The 18,123-nt window shown below is 65.7% G+C and carries 15 protein-coding genes; 2 read left to right on the forward strand and 13 right to left on the reverse strand.

The window, feature by feature from the left end; all coding sequences use genetic code 11:
- Positions 1-8 precede the first annotated feature (8 nt).
- The 10 genes from DNX69_RS05680 to DNX69_RS05725 form a co-directional block, all read right to left on the reverse strand.
- Positions 9-1,994, reverse strand: coding sequence for an acetyl/propionyl/methylcrotonyl-CoA carboxylase subunit alpha (locus DNX69_RS05680; protein ID WP_283809327.1), 1,986 nt, complete (start codon positions 1,992-1,994; stop codon positions 9-11).
- A complete protein-coding gene (locus DNX69_RS05685) occupies positions 1,991-3,613 on the reverse strand; it encodes an acyl-CoA carboxylase subunit beta (RefSeq protein WP_110785044.1) in 1,623 nt (540 codons plus the stop codon). Before DNX69_RS05685 ends, DNX69_RS05680 begins: the two co-directional genes overlap by 4 nt.
- A 132-nt stretch (positions 3,614-3,745) precedes the next feature.
- Positions 3,746-5,350 carry an AMP-binding protein gene (locus DNX69_RS05690; protein ID WP_110785045.1) on the reverse strand — a complete coding sequence of 535 codons (1,605 nt, stop codon included), beginning with the start codon at positions 5,348-5,350 and terminating at the stop codon, positions 3,746-3,748.
- 170 nt (positions 5,351-5,520) lie between these two features.
- Positions 5,521-6,387 carry a 3-keto-5-aminohexanoate cleavage protein gene (locus DNX69_RS05695; protein WP_110785046.1) on the reverse strand — a complete coding sequence of 289 codons (867 nt, stop codon included), beginning with the start codon at positions 6,385-6,387 and terminating at the stop codon, positions 5,521-5,523.
- 121 nt (positions 6,388-6,508) lie between these two features.
- Complete coding sequence (locus tag DNX69_RS05700) at positions 6,509-7,333, reverse strand: helix-turn-helix transcriptional regulator (RefSeq protein WP_110785047.1); 825 nt, start codon at positions 7,331-7,333, stop codon at positions 6,509-6,511.
- A gap of 164 nt (positions 7,334-7,497) precedes the next feature.
- Positions 7,498-8,148, reverse strand: coding sequence for a glutathione S-transferase family protein (locus tag DNX69_RS05705; RefSeq protein WP_110785048.1), 651 nt, complete (start codon positions 8,146-8,148; stop codon positions 7,498-7,500).
- Positions 8,149-8,317: 169 nt separating this feature from the next.
- On the reverse strand, positions 8,318-9,541 hold the full coding sequence (locus DNX69_RS05710) for an ABC transporter substrate-binding protein (RefSeq protein WP_110785049.1): 1,224 nt from the start codon (positions 9,539-9,541) through the stop codon (positions 8,318-8,320).
- Positions 9,542-9,657: 116 nt separating this feature from the next.
- Entirely contained in the window at positions 9,658-10,815 is a 1,158-nt protein-coding gene (locus DNX69_RS05715; RefSeq protein WP_110785050.1) for an acyl-CoA dehydrogenase family protein, read from the reverse strand.
- A gap of 138 nt (positions 10,816-10,953) precedes the next feature.
- Positions 10,954-12,093 (reverse strand): acyl-CoA dehydrogenase family protein, encoded by a 1,140-nt coding sequence (locus DNX69_RS05720; protein ID WP_110785051.1) that lies wholly within the window; start codon positions 12,091-12,093, stop codon positions 10,954-10,956.
- 103 nt (positions 12,094-12,196) lie between these two features.
- Positions 12,197-12,508, reverse strand: coding sequence for a c-type cytochrome (locus tag DNX69_RS05725; protein WP_110785122.1), 312 nt, complete (start codon positions 12,506-12,508; stop codon positions 12,197-12,199).
- A gap of 222 nt (positions 12,509-12,730) precedes the next feature.
- Here DNX69_RS05725 and DNX69_RS05730 point away from each other — a divergent pair, with 222 nt between their 5' ends.
- Entirely contained in the window at positions 12,731-14,854 is a 2,124-nt protein-coding gene (locus DNX69_RS05730) for a hybrid sensor histidine kinase/response regulator (RefSeq protein WP_110785052.1), read from the forward strand.
- A gap of 100 nt (positions 14,855-14,954) precedes the next feature.
- Here DNX69_RS05730 and DNX69_RS05735 read toward each other — a convergent pair whose 3' ends face one another.
- The 3 genes from DNX69_RS05735 to DNX69_RS05745 form a co-directional block, all read right to left on the reverse strand.
- Positions 14,955-15,407: a hypothetical protein gene (locus tag DNX69_RS05735; RefSeq protein ID WP_110785053.1), complete on the reverse strand. Its 453-nt coding sequence runs from the start codon at positions 15,405-15,407 to the stop codon at positions 14,955-14,957.
- A gap of 167 nt (positions 15,408-15,574) precedes the next feature.
- Positions 15,575-16,366 (reverse strand): ATP-dependent Clp protease proteolytic subunit, encoded by a 792-nt coding sequence (locus DNX69_RS05740; RefSeq protein WP_110785054.1) that lies wholly within the window; start codon positions 16,364-16,366, stop codon positions 15,575-15,577.
- Between the two features lie 4 nt (positions 16,367-16,370).
- The gene (locus tag DNX69_RS05745) at positions 16,371-17,741 is read right to left on the reverse strand and encodes a hypothetical protein (RefSeq protein WP_110785123.1); all 1,371 of its coding nucleotides are present in this window, start codon (positions 17,739-17,741) and stop codon (positions 16,371-16,373) included.
- Here DNX69_RS05745 and DNX69_RS26255 point away from each other — a divergent pair.
- Positions 17,671-17,964 (forward strand): hypothetical protein, encoded by a 294-nt coding sequence (locus tag DNX69_RS26255; RefSeq protein ID WP_165825190.1) that lies wholly within the window; start codon positions 17,671-17,673, stop codon positions 17,962-17,964. The two genes, DNX69_RS05745 and DNX69_RS26255, sit on opposite strands and share 71 nt — an antisense overlap.
- The last annotated feature ends 159 nt before the right edge of the window (positions 17,965-18,123 follow it).

Raw genomic sequence — 18,123 nt, forward strand, 5'->3', positions numbered from 1 at the left:
GCAGTCTCTCACTCGGCAGCGGATTGGATCTCGGCGACGATGCGACCGGCGGTGACCTGCTCGCCTTCGGCGACATCGATGGTGATGATGCCAGAGCTTGGGGCCTTGTGCACATGCTCCATCTTCATCGCTTCCAGCGTCAGCACCGGCTGGCCGGCCTCGACGCGGTCGCCGGCTTTGACCAGCACGGCGACGACGCGGCCATTGAGCGCCGCGCGCAACTTGCCGTCGCCGCCGCCACGCGCCTCACTTTGCGGCGCCGCGCGGGTGAGGTCGACGACGCTGTTCTGAACGCCGAGTCGCTGCACGAACAGCCGGTCGCCATCGCGGTGGAACACGGCGGACTCGCCGAGGCCCTTGGCCTGGAAGCGGATGACGCCAGCCGACAGCTCCTCGATCACAAAGCTGATCGATTGCCCCTCCTGGCTCACGACGTAGCTCCCGTCGCGCTCACGCACCACTTCGCAAGCCTGCTCGGCGCCGTCGAGCTCGAACTTGAGCCGGGTCGGAAACACCGCCGCCAGCGACCGGCCGGGCCGATGCGGCGGCGCGTAGCGATCGGTGACATACAGCAGCAACGCGGCGACCGCCGTGGCCGGCACCGCATCGTCAGGCAGCGACCGCACCAGCTCGTCGCGATGCGCCGCGATGAACGCCGTGGTCGCCTCGCCGGCGGCGAATGCCTTGTGGCGCAGACAGGCCGCGAGGAAGCCGCGATTGGTGGTGACGCCGAACGCAATCGTGCCGTCGAGGCCGTGGATCAGCTTGCGCCGCGCCTCGTCGCGGCTGGCGCCGACCGCGATGATCTTGGCGATCATCGAATCGTAATACGGTGAGATCTCCGCGCCTGATTGCAGCGCATGCTCGACGCGCAGCTCGCCCGGCATCCGCCACAGCGCCATCCGGCCCGATTGCGGCATGAAGTCGTGATCGGCATCCTCCGAACACAGCCGCACCTCGATCGCGTGGCCCTTGAACATCACGTCGTCCTGGCGCAGCGGCAACGGCTCGCCGGCGGCGATCCGGAGCTGCAGTTCGACCAGATCGAGCCCAGTGATCGCCTCGGTCACCGGATGCTCGACCTGCAGCCTTGTGTTCATCTCCATGAAATAGAAGTTGCCGTCGGCGTCGAGCAGGAATTCCAGCGTGCCGGCGCCTTCGTAACCGATCGCCTTGACGGCGTTCACCGCCACCGTGCCCATCTGTTCTCGCAAGGTCTCCGACACGGCCGGCGACGGCGCCTCCTCGATCAGCTTCTGATGCCGGCGCTGCACCGAACAGTCGCGCTCGCCGAGATGGATCGCTGCGCCGTAGCGATCGCCGAACACCTGGATCTCGATGTGCCGCGGCTCGAGGATCGCCCGCTCCAGGATCACAGTCGGATCGCCGAATGCGCTCTGGGCTTCCGAACGCGCGCTTCGTAGCGCGTCGGGCAACGCCGCGGCGTCCGTCACCAGCCGCATGCCGCGGCCACCGCCGCCGGCCACCGCCTTGATCATGATCGGAAAGCCGACCTTCTCGGCCTCGCGGATCATCACGGCGTCGCTCTGGTCCTCGCCCTGATATCCCGGCACGCACGGCACGCCGGCCTTCAGCATGATCTCTTTGGCGCCGGCCTTGTTGCCCATCGCGGCGATCGACTCGGCCGAGGGGCCGATGAACACCAGCCCGGCGTCGCGGCAGGCCGCGGCGAAGTCCTCGTTCTCGGCGAGGAAGCCGTAACCAGGATGCACCGCGTCGGCGCCGGCGGTCTTCGCCGCCGCGATGATCGCCGGGATGTTGAGATACGACTGCGACGGCTGCGCGCCGCCGATCGCCACCGCTTCGTCCGCGGCGCGGACATGGGCTGCGTCGGCATCGGCGTCGGAATACACCGCGACCACCCCATAGCCGAGCCGGCGGGCACTGCGCATCACCCGCAATGCGATCTCGCCGCGGTTGGCGATCAGGATCTTGGAGAACGGCGTCAGCTTCAACATACGGGTCACACTCATGGCCGGGACACCGCGAACTGCATGCGCTGCGGCTCGCGCGCTTCGCTTTCGCGGCAGATCGCCAGCACTTCGGCCAGCACCGCGCGAGTATCGCGCGGATCGATCACGCCGTCGTCGAGCATTCGCGCCGAGGTGGCGAACACGTCCATCTGGCCGTTGAACACCGCGGTGATGCCGGCCTTCATCTGATCGAGCTTGTCGCGATCGACCGGCACGCCTTTGCGTGCCGCACCGGCCTCGGCGACGATTCCCATGGTCTCGGCGGCCTGCTCGCCGCCCATCACCGCGGTCTTGGCGTTGGGCCAGGAGAAGCAGAACCGCGGATGGAAGCCGCGGCCACACATGCCGTAATTGCCTGCGCCGAACGAGGCGCCGCAATAGATGGTGATCTGCGGCACGGTGGCCGAGGTCACCGCCTGGATCATCTTCGAGCCGTGCTTGATCATGCCGGCTTCTTCATAGGCGCGGCCGACGATGTAGCCGGTGGTGTTGTTCAGATACAGGATTGGCGTGTTCGACTGGCAGCACGCCTGGATGAAGTGCGTCGCCTTGTTGGCGCCGGACGGATCGAGCGGGCCGTTATTGGTGATGATGCCGATCGCCTGGCCGGCGATCCGCGCCTGGCCGACCACCGTGGCGGGGCCGTAATTCGGCGACATCTCGGTGAAGTCGGAGTCGTCGACGATCCGTGCGATCACCTGGCGCATATCGACCGGACGCTTGTGATCCATCGGCATGATGCCGAGCAGCTCCTCGGGATCGTACAGCGGCGGGTGGTCGGTCGCGGGATCCGGCCCCGGCCCGGAGCGGTCCCACGGCAGGCCGGCCATGATGTCGCGCGCGATCCGCAGCGCGTCGCGATCGTCTTCGGCGAGGTAGTCGCCGAGACCGGAGATCGAGGTGTGCATCTCGGCCCCGCCGAGTTCTTCCTCGGTGGCGATCTCGCCGGTCGCGGCCTTCAGCAGCGGCGGCCCGGCGAGGAACGCCCGGGTGCGGCCGCGCACCATCACGATGTAGTCGGACAGGCCGGTCTGATACGCGCCCCCCGCGGTCGAGGAGCCGTGCGTCACCGTCACCACCGGCAGCCCGGCAGCGGACATTCGCGCCAGATTGCGGAAGATGTTGCCGCCGCGGACGAAGTCCTCGACCCGGTAGCGCAGCAGGTTGGCGCCGGCGCTCTCGACCAGTTGCACGAACGGCAGCTTGTTCTCCAGCGCCAGTTCCTGAATCCGCAGGGTCTTGTCGAGGCCGAACGGCTGCAGCGCGCCGGCGTCGATGCCGGAATCGTTGGCGCTGATCATGCAGCGGATGCCGGCCACATAGCCGATGCCGCCGATCACGCCACCGCCGGGGACGCTCTTGTCGGCATTGGCGGTGTCGAACATGTAGCCGGCCAGCGTCGACAGTTCGAGGAACGGCGTGCCCGGATCGAGCACCAGCGCGACGCGCTCCCGCGGCAGCAATTGCCCGCGCTTGTGGAACCGCTCGGCGGACGCCGAGGATAGCGTCCGGGCCCGCGCCTCCAGCATCCGCATCCGCTCGATCAGCGCCAACATGCCGTCGCGATTGGCCCTGAAGCCCTCACTCCCCGGCGCTACGGTGGATTCGATGATTGCCATTCACGCTTCCCTTAGTCGTTTCCGTCATTCCAGGGCGCGACCGCAGGTCGCGAACCCGGAATCTCGATGTGTTCTGAACCTCGGGATTCCGGGTTCACGCCGCGTCGCGGCGTGCCCCGGAATGACGGTGAATCACCCCGTCTGCCCGAGCATGAAGTGATCGGTGAAGGCGCTGCGCAGTTCGACCTTGCGCAGTTTGCCGGTGGCGGTCATCGGCATGTCGTCGACGATGCGCAGCAGCTTCGGCACCTGGAAGCCGCCGAGATGCTTCTTGCAGTGCTCGATGATCTCGGCCTCTGTCGCGGCCGCGCCGGGCTTGAGCTTGACGAAGCCGGACACCGCCTCGCCCCATTGCGGGTGCGGCAGGCCGACAACCGCGGCGTTCATCACCGCCGGATGCGCCAGCAGCGTCTCCTCGATCTTGACCGAGGCGACGTTCTCGCCGCCGGACTTGATCATGTCCTTCTTGCGGTCGAGGAACAGCACCTCGCCGTGCTCGTCGATCAGCGCCAGATCACCGGTGTGGTGCCAGCCGAACTTTCGCGCGACTTCGGTGGCCTCGGGATCCTTGTAATAGCCGAGCATCACGTTGGGTCCGCGGTGCACGATCTCGCCGACCTCACCGACGCCGAGCAAGTTGCCGGCGTCGTCCATGATCGCTGTCTCGTTGACCAGCGTCGACTCGCCCCAATAATTGCCGAAGCGTTCGAGCTGCCGGTCGGGCTGCGACATCGTCGTCGCCGGATACATCTCGGTCTGGCCCGACGGCTGCACGAAGGTCGGGCACAATTCGGCGATCGCACGCTCCAGCAGCGGCCGCGGCATCGGCGCCATGGTGTAGATGCAGCAGCGCAGGCTGGAGAGATCGAACTCCTTGCGCCGCGGATGGTCGAGGATCACCTGATACATCAGCGGCAGCCCGATGAAGACGGTGAGCTTGTCGCGCTGGATCGCCTCCATGCAGGCGACGGGGTCGAAGCCGCGCATTAGCGCCATCTTGCCGCCGACGATGAAGTAACTCAGCAGCACGACGTGAGCGGCGCAGTGGAACAGCGGAAACTGCCCGGTGATGCCGTCCTTGCGCGACAGCTGCATCTCGATAGCATTGCTCATCGCCGCCATCACGACCGCGAGATGGCCGTGCATCGCCCCCTTTGGCCGCGAGGTGGTGCCCGAGGTGTAGATGATCATCGCCAGATCGCGGTCGTCGAACGCGACGTCTGGCTCGATCTCGGACTGGCCTTCGAGAAGCTGATCGAAAATCGGCAGCCCGGTGTCGGCGGCCTTGCCGGCCAGATTGACCGCGATCAGTTCAATGCCGCGGGCTTCCAGCGCCGCGCGGCGCTCCGGCTGACCGAACAGATTGTCGTCGATCACTGCGATCTTCACGCCGGCGTGGTCGAGGATGAAGCTCATATCGTCGGGGCCCAGCATGGTGTTGATCGGCACCCAGACGAGGCCGGCACGATGAATGCCGAACAGCGCTTTGACGAACTCGACCGAGTTGTTGCAGATCGTCGAGATCTTGGCGCCCGGCTTCAGCCCGCGCGCGACCAGCGCATTGGCGAAGCGGTTGGCATCGCGTTCGAGCTCGGCGTAGCTCACTTGTCGGTCGCCATCGGTGAGCGCGATGCGGTTCGGAAACCGCTTCGCCGATTTACGCAAGATATCGCCGATCGCCACGCGGCCGATCCGGCCCGGTCCCGGCACGCCGCCGGTCGCTTCAAGACTGGTCATGGTTCACTCCCTCGAGGTGAGGCAGCTCTTCCGGCTGCTTGATCTGTGGTGCTTATCGGTTTGTCATTCCGGGGCGCGAGCGCAGCTCGCGAACCGGGAATCTCGACACAGCTAAAACATCTCGGGATTCCGGGTTCGCGCGCGTTGCGCGCGCCCCGGAATGACCGCGACTAATTCAGCACGCCGAAGATCTTGCGCGCCTCGTCCGGGCTCGCGATCTCGCGGCCCGCCCGCCGGGCGCAGCCGGCAATCTCTTCGATCAGCTGGCTGTTCGAGGTCACCTTCTCGCCATTTGCCAGATAGAACGTATCCTCGAGCCCGGTGCGCAGATGGCCGCCGAGATCGGCGCAGGCCTGGTGCAGCGGCCAGATTTCGGCGCGACCGATCGCGGTGACCTGCCAATGCGCTTCGGGGCGCTTCAGCTTGAGCAGGATCGGCAGTAGTTCGGGATCGGCCGGCATGCCGGAGGCGACGCCCATCACGAAATTGTATTCGAGCGGGCCGGAATACATCCCGGTCTGCACATACATGCCGACACAGCGAACGATGCCGACATCGAAACACTCGAATTCAGGGATCGTGCCGGCATCCTTCATCGCGCCGAGGAAGTCTTGAATCTTCTCGACCGAATTGTCGAACATCATCGGCGGCCAAGCCCAGCTGTTGTCGGCCTTGACCTTGAGATAGTTCAGCGAGCCGGCGTTGCAGGCAGCGATCTCCGGCTTGGTCTCGCGGATGCAGGCGAGCGGGCCCTCGTAGTTCGGGCCGGACGTGCCGGAGGTGTGATTGATGATGACGCCCGGGCAGGCGTCGCGGATCGCCTGCTGGATCTCGCGCGATACGTCGACGTCCCAGCTCGGCAGATGGCCCTTGTCGGGGTGCTGGTCGCGCAAATGGATATGAACGACGGCGGCGCCGGCATCGTAGGCCGCCTTGGCCTCGCGAGCCATCTGTTCCGGCGTCACCGGGACGTGGTGCTGCTTCGGATCGGTCAGCACGCCGTTCAGCGAGCAGGTGATCACCGCCTTGTCGCTCATTCGCTTCCAGCCCCTTCAGGTTGCTGCTGCGCCGCATGCAATTGCAACGCAAACCATGTTGGGGACGAATGATGCTGAGCGCACGTCGGCGTATCTTGCGCCGACGCGCTGACCGTCGTGACTAGTTGCGGCCGTGCCGCAATTCGGCGGCGCGCAGAGCGTGCGGATCGCTGCGCCAGATCGCCAGATCGCGCGAGCCGGAAAAGATCGCGCGCGGCTGCAGGCCGTAGAAGCGCCGGATCGAATGGCTGAAATGGGTCGAGTCTGGATAGCCGATGTCCTGCGCCAGATGCGCCAGGTTGATATCGGAGTTGACGAAGTGCAGCAGATGCCGCGCCCGCTTCCACGCACGGAAGGCGCGGAACGACACGCCGGTCTCGTCCTTGAACAGATGCAGGAAGCGCGACTGGGACAGGCTGGCGGCGCCGGCGCAATCCTCGGCCGTGACGGTGTCGGTGCCGACGTCGTTGAGCCGGGCGATCGCACGGGCGACGCGGCGGTCGATCGCGCGCGCTGGCAGCGGCTCGCCGAACACCAGATTGTCGAACTCGGTGGTGGTGAACCCGTCGCGACGCCCAGTCGCGACTAGCGCCCGATAGGCCTGCCGGATCCGGTTCGCCAGCATCGGCGCCTCCCCGCCGCCGAGCCGCGCGCCCAGCGCCGCCATCGGCCCCGGCAGCACGGTTTCGGGCTCGACGATCAGGCTGATGATGCAGCGCGACTCCGATTCGACATTGTGCGGCAGATAAGGCGGCACGAACGCCACCGCGCCGACCTGTTCGGGCCGGCCCTCGATCGTCACCCGCAGACTGCCTTGCATCGAGACGTAGATCGCGTAGCCGCCGCTGGTGCGGCGGCGCGGACGGCCGAGCAGGCCGGCATAAAACACCCGTTCCGGGCTGATCAGCATCAAATGTCCGGAGTCCGGACAGTCCTCGTTCGTCATCGGTCCTCCCGGGGCGGGTTGTCGCCCGTTGCCGCATGGTTCTGCGGTGCCCTCTTCGCGGAGCACCGAGGACAATACAGCAACCCGGGACGTTGTCACCGGGCGAGATGACGCGGAGTTCCGCTCCGGCGGGAAAACCCCGCGCCGGAGCTTAAGAAGCTGATTCAGGCCCGTTTCGGTACCTTTTGCTCCTCGCCGGCTCGGGTTTCGGCCGCCAGCGCCCGCTGATAGCCGTCGCGCTGCTGCAGTCGGGTCCAATAGGCAGCGACGTTGGGGCCAAAATCCTTGGCGAGGCCGAGATTACTGGCGAGCCGCAGCGCGTAGCCGTTGACGACGTCGGCGGCGGTGAACCGGCCAGCGCAGAGGTAGTCGCCCTGCCCGGCCGCCGCCTCGACCGCGCGCAGCCGGCCGAGGAACCACTTGGCATAGTCTTCAACCACCTGCGGCTGGCGTCGCTCCGCCGGCTCCAGCGTGCCGTAGCGCAGCACCAGAGTCTGCGGGAAGGTCAGCGTGGCGTCGGAGAAGAACATCCAGTTCAGATAAGCGCCGTAGGCCGGATCATCGATGCCGACCACCAGCGGTGTCGGACCGTGGCGCGTGCCGAGATAATGGCAGATGCCGGACGACTCCGTCATCTTGGTGTCGCCGTCGATCATGAACGGAATGGTGCCGAGCGGATTGATCGCCAGATACTCTTTCGCGAACACCCGCGGCGGAAACGGCAGCATCTTCAGCTCGTAGTCGAGCCCCATTTCCTCCAGCATCCACAACGGCCGAAACGACCGCGCGCCATGGCAGTGATACAGCGTGATCATGTGGTGGGCGTCTCCCTCGATGGCTTTGCTCTTTGATCAGCGCAGTGGCCCGCTCGATTCGAGCGAGCCGATTGCGCTGCAGACTATCCCCTAGGTCGGCCATCGGCGAGCACCATATCCGGCATGCCGCTCGCCGCGTGACCGCACCGCCTCAGGAACGACGGCATTCTTACAGCATCGTCCCCGCGATGATCGAGCCGATCCGCTTGTAGCCCTGACCCTCGAAGCGCTGCAATTGCATTTGCCGCAGCGGATGATGATTGGTCGGGCTGGTGTTGACCCGAACGCCGGGCAGCAGCGTCGGCACTTCGACATCCTTCAGATTGTTGGCCTGCGCCATGATGTTCTCGCGGCTGAAATTGCCGTTGCACTGTTCGAGCAGGACGCGCAGCACGGACGCCGACGTATAGCCGTAGGCATTCAGACTCTCTTTAGGATTCCCGGTCGGGAAGTATTTGGCCATGAACGCCATATAGTCCTTGACGCCGGGATCGTCCGCCCACGCCGGATCGGCCGGATCCTTGGTGTAGACCGACGTGATCAAACCTTGGGCGCGCTCGGGGCCGACCGGCGTGATCGTGGACGCCACCGATGCAGCGCCGCTGGTGACGTAATGCATCGGCTTCCAGCCCAGCTCGTGGACCTTGCGGATTGCCTGCGCGGCGAATTTGGAGGTGACACCCGAGATCAGGACATCGGCATTGGTCGCCCGCAACGTTACGATCTGCGAGTCGATGGTAGGCTCGGTAACTTCGTAAGACGCAGCCTTCACCGAGGCGTCGTAGCGATCTCCGAGCACGTCGCGAAGGCCGGTCACGAAATCCTTGCCGAGATCGTCGTTCTGATACAGCAGCGCGAACTTCGCGTCGGGCTTCTGGTTCAACGCGTGTTTGGCGAACACCTGCGCTTCGGTCCTCGAACTCGGCGCAAAGCCCATGGTCCACGGATAGGACTTGTAGTCCCCCCATTTGTCGCCGTTCACCGACAGAAACAGATGCGGGACCTTCTGCGCATTGATGTATTTCACCACCGCCGAATTCGGCGCGGTGCCGAGCATCGAGAACAGGAAGGCGACGTTGTCGCTCTCGATCAACCGGCGGGTCTGCTCGACCGTCTTGGACGGGTTGAACGCGTCGTCATACATGATGAAATTGATCTTCCGGCCGGCAACGCCGCCCAGATCATTGAGCATTTTGAAGTATGCATCCTGACTCTTGGCGATGGTGCCGAGCGCGGACACCGGCCCACTCAGCGATGTGGTGCATCCGATCTTGAGCTCGGTGGCAGTCACACCCGGCAAACCGTCGGCACGGGCATTTCGCAAGCCTGCAAATGCGGCGAGACCGGTAGCGACCGATCCAGCCATCAGCGAACGGCGACTAAGCGACGTCATGGCTATCTCCCTACGTTTCCTCGGACCCTGGCCTGCGTCTTGCGCGCAGTTATCAGTTACCAGCGTAGGAGACAGTCATTCCCGCCATCTTGCGTCCATGCGCTGGACGCCGATGTCTACTTCTTGCCTCCCGGCAGCGTGCCCATCATCTTGCACAGAATTCCGAGCATCACTTCGTCGGCGCCGCCGCCGATCGCGGTGAGGCGGCTGTCGCGATAGGAGCGGCTTACCAGTGTCTCGTTCATGAAGCCCATGCCGCCCCAGAACTGCAGGCAGGCGTCAGGCAGTTCGCGACCCAAACGGCCGGCCTTCAGCTTGGCCATGGTGGCGAGCTCGGTGACGTCCTCGCCGGCGACCAGCGCTTCGGCGGCACGATACACCAGCGAGCGCAGCAGTTCGACCTCGGTCTGCAGCTCGGCGAGCCGGAAATGGATCACCTGATTGTCGAGCAGCGGCTTGCCGAACGCCTGGCGGCCGCGAGTGTAGTCGATGGTGTTCTGGATCGTCTTCTCGTGCGCCTTGAGACACGCCGCCGCGCCCCAAAGCCGCTCCTCTTGGAACTGCACCATCTGATAGGTGAAGCCCTTGCCCTCCTCGCCGATGCGGTTGCGTTTCGGCACCCGCACCTCGTCGAAATAGATCTGCGCGGTGTCGGACGAGCGCATGCCGAGCTTGTCGAGCTTGCGCGCGATGGTGACGCCCTTGCTCTTCATCGGCACGCAGATCAGCGACTTGTTGCGATGCACCGGGCCTTCACCGGTGTTGCAGAGCAGGCAGATCCAGTCGGCCTGGGTGCCGTTGGTGATCCACATTTTGCCGCCGGAGATCACGTAGTCGTCGCCGTCGGATTTTGCCGTGGTCTTGATTCCGGCGACGTCGGAGCCGGCGCCGGGCTCGGATACGCCGATGCAGGCGACATAGTCGCCGGCGATCGACGGTGCCAGAAACTCCTTGCGCAGCTCGTCGGAGCCGAACTTGGCGAGCGCCGGCGTCGCCATGTCGGTCTGCACCCCGATCGCCATCGGCACCGCGCCGCAATTGATCGCGCCGAGCTCCTCCGCCATCATCAGCGCGTAGGAGTAGTCGAGCCCCTGCCCGCCGTATTCGACCGGCTTGTTCAGCCCGAGAAAGCCGAGATCACCGAGTTTCTTAAACAAGTCGTGCGCCGGGAAGATGCCGGCATTCTCCCACTCGTCAACATGCGGATTGATGTCGCTCTGAATGAACTTCTGCAGAATGCGGCGCGGTTCGTCGTGGTCGGCAGTGAACAGCATCTGGTTTCTTCCCCTCGTCGTTCCGGGGCGCACGCCGCAGGTGGGCGAACCCGGAATCTCGTTCGTTGTTATCGTTTATCGTTGTCACCTCGGGATTCCGGGTTCGCGCTGCGCGCGCCCCGGAATGACGATGTGAGGCTAGAGACCCATCTGCCGGCTGGCGAGGTCCTTCATGATTTCCTCGGTGCCGCCGCCGATGGCGTTGACCTTGACGTCGCGATAGATCCGCTCGACCTTGACGCCGCGCATGTAGCCGGCGCCGCCGAAGATCTGCACCGCTTCTGAGGCGCAGAACGCCATCGTCTGCGTCGCCTGGTTCTTCAGCATGCAGATTTCGGCGATCGGGCTTTCGCCCTGATCGACGCGCCAGGCGAGCAGCTCGAGCATCGCCTGCGAGGCGGCGATCTTCTGCGCCATGTCGACCAGCTTGTGGCGGATCACCTGATGCTTCACCAGCGGCTTGCCGAAGGTGACGCGCTGCTTGGCGTATTCCGTCGCCTCGTCGAGACAGACCCGCGAGGCGGCGATGCAGCCGGCCGCCATCGTCAGCCGCTCGCTGTTGAAGTTCATCATGATGATCATGAAGCCGGCGCCCTCGGTGCCGAGCAGATTTGCGGCCGGCACGCGGCAATTGTCGAAATGCAGCGTCGCGGTGTCAGAGGCCCACCACCCCATTTTCTTCAGCGGCGTGCGCGTCAGCCCCGGCGTGTCGCCGGGGATCAGCAACAGGCTGACTCCGCCAGGCCCGTCGCCGCCAGTCCGCACCGCAGTGGTAATATAGTCGGCACGCATGCCGGAGGTGATGAAGGTCTTCTCGCCGTTCACGATGTAGTAATCGCCGTCACGCACTGCGCGGGTGCGCAAATTGGCGACGTCGGAACCGCCGGACGGTTCGGTGATCGCCAGCGCCGAGATCTTCTTGCCCGCCAGAATCTCCGGCAGCACCCGCGCCTTCAACTCGGCGGAGCCGGCGCGCGCGATCGGCGGCGCGCCGATCGAATGGCTGTTGAGGCTGGCGCTGACGCCGCCGGCCGCCGCCCGCGCCAGCTCCTGGGTGGCGACGATCCACATGAACTGATCACACGGCGTGCCGCCGTATTCTTCCGGAAAGCCGAGACCGAGCAGCCCGATCGCCGCGGCCTTCTCGTACAGCTCGCGCGGGAAGCCGCCTGCTTCATCCCATTCGGTAGCGAACGGTTCGATTTCATTCTGGACGAAACGCCGGACCACGTCGCGAAACGCGATGTGGTCGGCATTGTAGAATGGTGAGTTGCTCAATCCTCGCACCCGCGGTCAACTGATGACGGCGGCGAGGATGCCGGGAAAGGCCGGAACCGCCTTGCGTCGAGGCGCTGGCCGCTGGCGCAATCAGTTGCGCGCCTCAGCGGTGCTTCTGTTGGGCGATATAGGCCGCGAGTTCCTTGGTGTCGCTGCGGCTCAGCGCCATGTTGGCCATCTTCGGATGCGGCTCGAGCAGGAAGAACGCCAGCCGCTCTTCGTTGAAATTCGGATGCGAGGCGATCGCGGCGAACGACGGCGCCATGTCGCTGCCCTTGCTCTGCTGATCGGAAACGACGTGGCAACTGGTGCACCAGCGCTTGGCCAGCGTTTCACCATGTTGCGCATCGGCAGCGGGGGCGCGTCCGGCGCCGACGATCAACAACAGCGACAGGCCGAGAGTGAAAGCACGCATCAGCGGTTCCTCGGGTTCCGCGAAGGCGGCTGCGCCGCCGGGCAAACCACAGCAAGTTCCGCTGTTTACTTCAACCTGCGCTGAGGCGATAGATGGTCGAATGGCGGGGGCCGGGGGCGGTCGCAGCTCTGCGGCGCTCGGGCCGCCGCCAGCGCCGTTTTCCATGAACCCAGAAGGTGCACAATCGACCAGCCATGGCCACCTTTCGGAACTTCCCGGCCGATGCTGACCGCACAGCGTGATTCACTGCGGCTGCTTCGCGCGATCCTGGTCGCCTCCGTGGTGCTTCCGATCGCGCTGTTCAGCTATGCCTCTTGGCTGTCGTATCGCACCAACGACGCCTACGCAGATCGGCAGATCGACAAGACCCGCGACATCATCACTGAACACGCGCTGAAGGTGTTCGAATCGGTACAGCGCTCGATCGCCGAAACCGCCGAGATCGTCCGCGACATGTCGGACGAGGACATTCGCTCGGCCGAGCCCGCGCTGTACGCTCGGCTGCAGCGCCTGGTCGGCGGCTCCGAACAGATCAAGTCGATCTGGATCTTTGACAATACCGGGCGTCCGCTGGTCAACACCATGCAACTCCCCTCACCGCGGCCCGATCTGTCGGACCGCGACTATTTCCGCGCACATCTCGACAAGGACGTCGGCCTGTATGTCGGCCGCGTGCTGCAGCCGCGCCCACCGTTCGATGGGGCGCCGTTCTTCAGCGTCAGCCGCCGCCGCAATGCGCCGGACGGCAGCTTCGCGGGGGTGATCCAAGTCTCGGTGCTGCCGGACTATTTCGAGGGCTTCTACGCCAAGGTCGGCCGCGAAGACGGCAGTTTTGCTTCGCTGGTGCGCGACGACGGCGCGATCCTTGCGCGGATGCCTGCAATCAACGGCGCCGACGCCTCGGTCAAGCCCGACGGCATCGTAGGCCAGGCGATCCGCGAGGGCCGCAGCGAGGGGCGCATGGCCACGGTGTCGCCGCTCGACGGCATCGAGCGCCGCGTCGCGTTCCGCAAGCTGCCGAATCTGCCGGTCTATGTGTTCGCAGGTCTGGAGACCCGCGCCATCCGCTCGATGTGGCTGGCTCAGATCGGCGCCTACCTGCTGGTCGGCCTGCCGGCCACCGCGGCGCTGATCGCAATCGTGCTGCTGACGATGCGGCGGACGCAGAAGCTGTACGAAGAGGCCGACCGCCGCCACGCCGCCGAGAATGCGCTGAAGCAGTCGCAGCGGCTGGAATCGCTCGGCCGCCTCACCGGCGGCGTCGCGCACGACTTCAACAATCTGCTGATGGTGGTCGGTGGTTCGGTGCAGAAGCTGCGGCGCCGCCACAGCGACCTGCAGGACATCCGCAGCTTCGATATGATCGATTCCGCGGTCGCCAAGGGCACCGCGCTGACCCGGCAATTGCTGTCGTTCTCGCGCCGCCACAACGTCGCCGCCAAGCCGGTCGATCTCGGCGAAGCGGTGACCAAATTCGCCGACGTGCTGCGGCAGTCAGTACGCAGCGACATCATCATCACCATCGAGCCACCGGCCGAGCCGGTGGTAGTGATGATCGATCCCAACGAATTCGAGATCGCACTGCTGAATCTGGCGTTGAACGCCCGCGATGCGATGCCCGACGGCGGCCGTATCACCATCTCGATCCACACTGAAGCGCTGAAGAATTTCGGCCCGCGCCGGCTCACCGGCACCTACGCCATTCTATGTTTCGCAGACACCGGGGTCGGCATCCCTGACGACATCCGCGAGCGGGTGTTCGAGCCGTTCTTCACCACCAAGCCAGTCGACCGAGGCACCGGCCTCGGCCTCAGTCAGATCTACGGTTTCGTGCAGCAATCCAGCGGCGCCATCACGGTCGACAGCGAGCTCGGCCGTGGCACGCGGTTCGACCTATTCCTTCCCCTGACGAAGGAAGCGCCCGCGCGCGAGGACCAGACGCCGACCGCGGTGGTGCCGGATGCGAAAGTGCCGAAGACCCTGCTGCTGGTGGAAGACCATCCCGATGTCGCCACCGTCGCGGCGGACTATGCGGCGCAATGCGGCTTCGTGGTGGTCCCGGCCAATTGCGCCGAAGCCGCGATCGAAGTTCTCAACCGCCGGCGCGATATCGATCTGGTATTCAGCGACATCGTGATGCCTGGCATGAGCGGATTGGAGCTGGCACGGCTGATCCGCGAACACCACCCGGAGACGCCAGTGATCCTGGCATCCGGCTACAGCGACCGCTCTGCATCGGCGCTCAGCGAAGGCTTCCTGCTGCTGCAGAAGCCCTACACGCTGGAAGCAATGCGCGGAGCTCTGGCCCAGGCAATGCAGCGGGAAGCGGTCCGGCCGACCGCCTAATCACGATCACCACCCGACCGATCGCATAAACAATCAATTAACGGACGAATGCCTCGGCGGAGACGTCGCCCCGCCGAGGACCAACTAACCGATGCCGCTGTTACCAGTGGCGGCGATGATGCCAGTGCCGGCGATGGTGGTACCCACGATGCCAGCCCGGGCCGTATCCGGCGCGGATCACCGGCCGGCCGTAATAGCCGTAGGCCCGATACGGCCTATAATACGAGCGGTAGCCGTAATACACCGGACGCGGCCGATAATAGTAGCGCGGACCGCCCCAGCCCCAGCCGCCGCCGTAATACGCCGGACCGCCATAGTAGCCGACAACCCGCGGACCATAGCCGTAGCCGCCGTAGTACGGGCCGCCGCCATAATAGCCGTAGCCGGGACCGTAGGCGTAGGCCGACGAGGCAACGCCTGCGATCAACGCGCCGGCAGCAAGACCACCGAAGAAGGGGCCGATGCCGCCCCGGGCTTCCGCCGGAGCCGGAGCCGCCACGGTGGCCACGGCAAGGGTCGCGACCGTCCCAAGAACCAGAGCAGTTTTCTTCATGGAGCACATCCTGTGAGCGGTTGATGTGGGCGATTAAACCGCGGCTCCGGCCAAAAGTTGCGGGAACAATACGCAGAGCCGCTATTCCGCAGCAAAAACTATGTACGCCAGGGCGCGGACGCTGGAACCCATCCTGGTGTCGCACCCCGCCCAAGGTCTCTCGGCGTTCAGGATTTCGCGGCTGGAGCCGCCGCGGTGGCGATGCCGTATTTGGTCAGCTCCTCCGGTTTGAACACGAACAGCCGGTCCTTGGGCGTCTCCATCGCCCGGATCCAGACCTCCAGATCGATCCCCATGTCGCGCAGGTAGCGCTGGCAGCGCGCCGAAATGCGCTGGGCATCGCCCATCTGGTCGCGCGGCGCTGCCGCCTCGGTGCTCTTCACCGCGAACACCTGATGCACGCCGACCGCGGCTTTGGCGCCGACGCGGCGCTCGGCGCCGCCGAACAGCACCAGAGGACAGGACGAGGCGCAATATTTGCCGGCCTCGACTTCGGTAGCCAGCTTGTGATCGCGGATCATGCGGCCGATAGACAGCGCGTCGGACACCGAGCCGCCGGGCGAGTTCAACACCACTGTCTTGATGTATTCGCCGTGGCGCGCGAGCTCCTTGCCAAACGCCTCCGCACTGCCGGGCGTGATCGTCCCGGTCGCCATCAACCGCCCGCCGCCGACCAACTCGAACGTCATCGCCTGGCCGAGCGCGCCGTCCGGCTGCGGCAGCGGCGTCTGACGGTCGCCGTCCGGCCGCCACGGCGACAGCACCGCGGGCAGTGCCGGCAGGCTGAACGGCGCCACGTCCGGCTGGTCACCGCCGTCGCGATCCGCCGGCGGCCGGGCGAGGTCGTAGCCAAGCGCCGCGATGGTGGCGACGATCAGCAGCCGGAAGATCAGGCGCAACACTGCGTCCTCCGGATTGCCGGAGAGCCAGAGGTGGACGCGCTGCGACAGCGTGGCCATGCGGTTACTTGACGTGACGCGCCGAGGACAGCGCGGTGACGTTCTCGTCCGCCGCCGCTGCAGGCTCGGCCGCGGGTGCCGGCTGGTCGGGCGCCCCCTGCGTGGCAGGTTCACCCATCGTCCGGCTCGCCTGCTCCACCTCGCGTGCCATCTTCAGCGCTGCCATCAGTTCGGCCGCGGTCATGGCCGAGGCGTGCGAGGCCGGCAGCCCTTCGCGGCGGATTGCGGCGTGCACCACGCACAGGATCAAGACCAGCACCGCCGGCATCAGATCGATCGAGATCGCGCCGGCCCAGCTCGGGATGAAGTCGCCCGCGTAGCGAAGCACGGCCTCGGCCGGCGACATCGCCTGGAACCGCGCCGGCTCGATCTTCGGGCGGTCGAGGATCGCATCCGCGGCCGCCGCGAGCGAGGCCGCCTGCGCCGCCACCGCGCCTTCGACCTTGCCGACCACCGCGGTCTGCCGGTCGGCGAGATCGATGCTGCGCCCGCTCGCGGCCGGCGCGATGAAAGACGATGATAGCGAGGTTGCGGCGCGCTTGACCGCCGGCGCCACGGAGGTCTGCTGCAGATTGGCGATCACGCCCATCAGAGCCAGGGACTCGGTGGCGAAGCCGTCGCTGCGTTCGCCGATCGGACCGCGGTCGGACACCAGCTCGCGCATCTTGGCCAAATGCTTGCCGCCCTCTTCGAATAGCGTCGAGACCCGCTTGCCGGAGGCTTCGACCTCTTTGGCGAGACTGTCGAGCTGGCTCGACATCTGGGTCAGTAGCTGCACCACCGTCCCCGATCCAGCGGTCCCGGTGAGCGATCCGGTGCGTTCGGCCTCCGCCAGCTTAGCGAAGCGCGATGCCGCGATCTGGATATCCGGCAGCAAGCCCTGTGCAGCGATCGCGTTGGTGTTGGCGGCGTCGAGATCGCGGGTGTAGTCCTGTACGGTGATCGCCAGATGCTGCCGGATCGCCGCGGCGCCGGCCAGCGCCGAGGCGTTGAGCCACGACGACATCGCCACGATCATCAGCGAGCCGAGCAGCATGCAGCCGAACATCAGCGCGCGGCCGGCACGATCGACCACGTGCGGCATGAACTGCATCAGGAACACCCAGAAGGCGTAGATGCCAACCGACACGGCGACCGAATAGATCAGCGCCGCGAAGAACACCGTGGTGGCGCTGCCGTTGAGCAGATCGCGCACGCCGAGATAGGTGTAGACGCCGGCCGCCAGCGCCAGGATGGCGGTGGTCAGCTTCAGCATCACTTCGAGCCGGATCACGCCGCGTGACAACAGCAGCGACGGCGGAACCATGGTCGAAGCGGAAGACGACGAAGATGGTGACAGAGACGGAGAACTGGCCGGAGAAGCGGCTTCGGGCATCTGGACATCCAACTGGTGCGCTGCTGCGCACGACCAACGCCCCCGCGTTCAGATCCAACTGTTAGTTGTGGAGTTGGACCAGATTATGGTGACGCCCCCGCGCCGCCACAGTGCGGGATATGCCGGTTCAGAAATGCGCGTTGAGCCGCAATCACCCGGTTGGCCGGTGTCCGAGCCCATGCTGAAGCCGAAGATCTGCTCGGCATTGATGCCCTGGGCGTGATGGCAGCCCGGCACCGTATCCGGCAGGTCGGCGGCGGCGTGCGACGCCGCGAGCGGTGGCGGCCGCGCAGCCCCCGCCAGAGCTTTGCGCCTCCCCCGCCAAAGCGGTCTCGGCGCATACCGACCGCCGCACCTTGCCGCAGATTCTGCCGGCCCCTGC

The organism is Rhodopseudomonas palustris, assembly GCF_003226555.1.
GTDB lineage: Bacteria > Pseudomonadota > Alphaproteobacteria > Rhizobiales > Xanthobacteraceae > Rhodopseudomonas > Rhodopseudomonas palustris_I.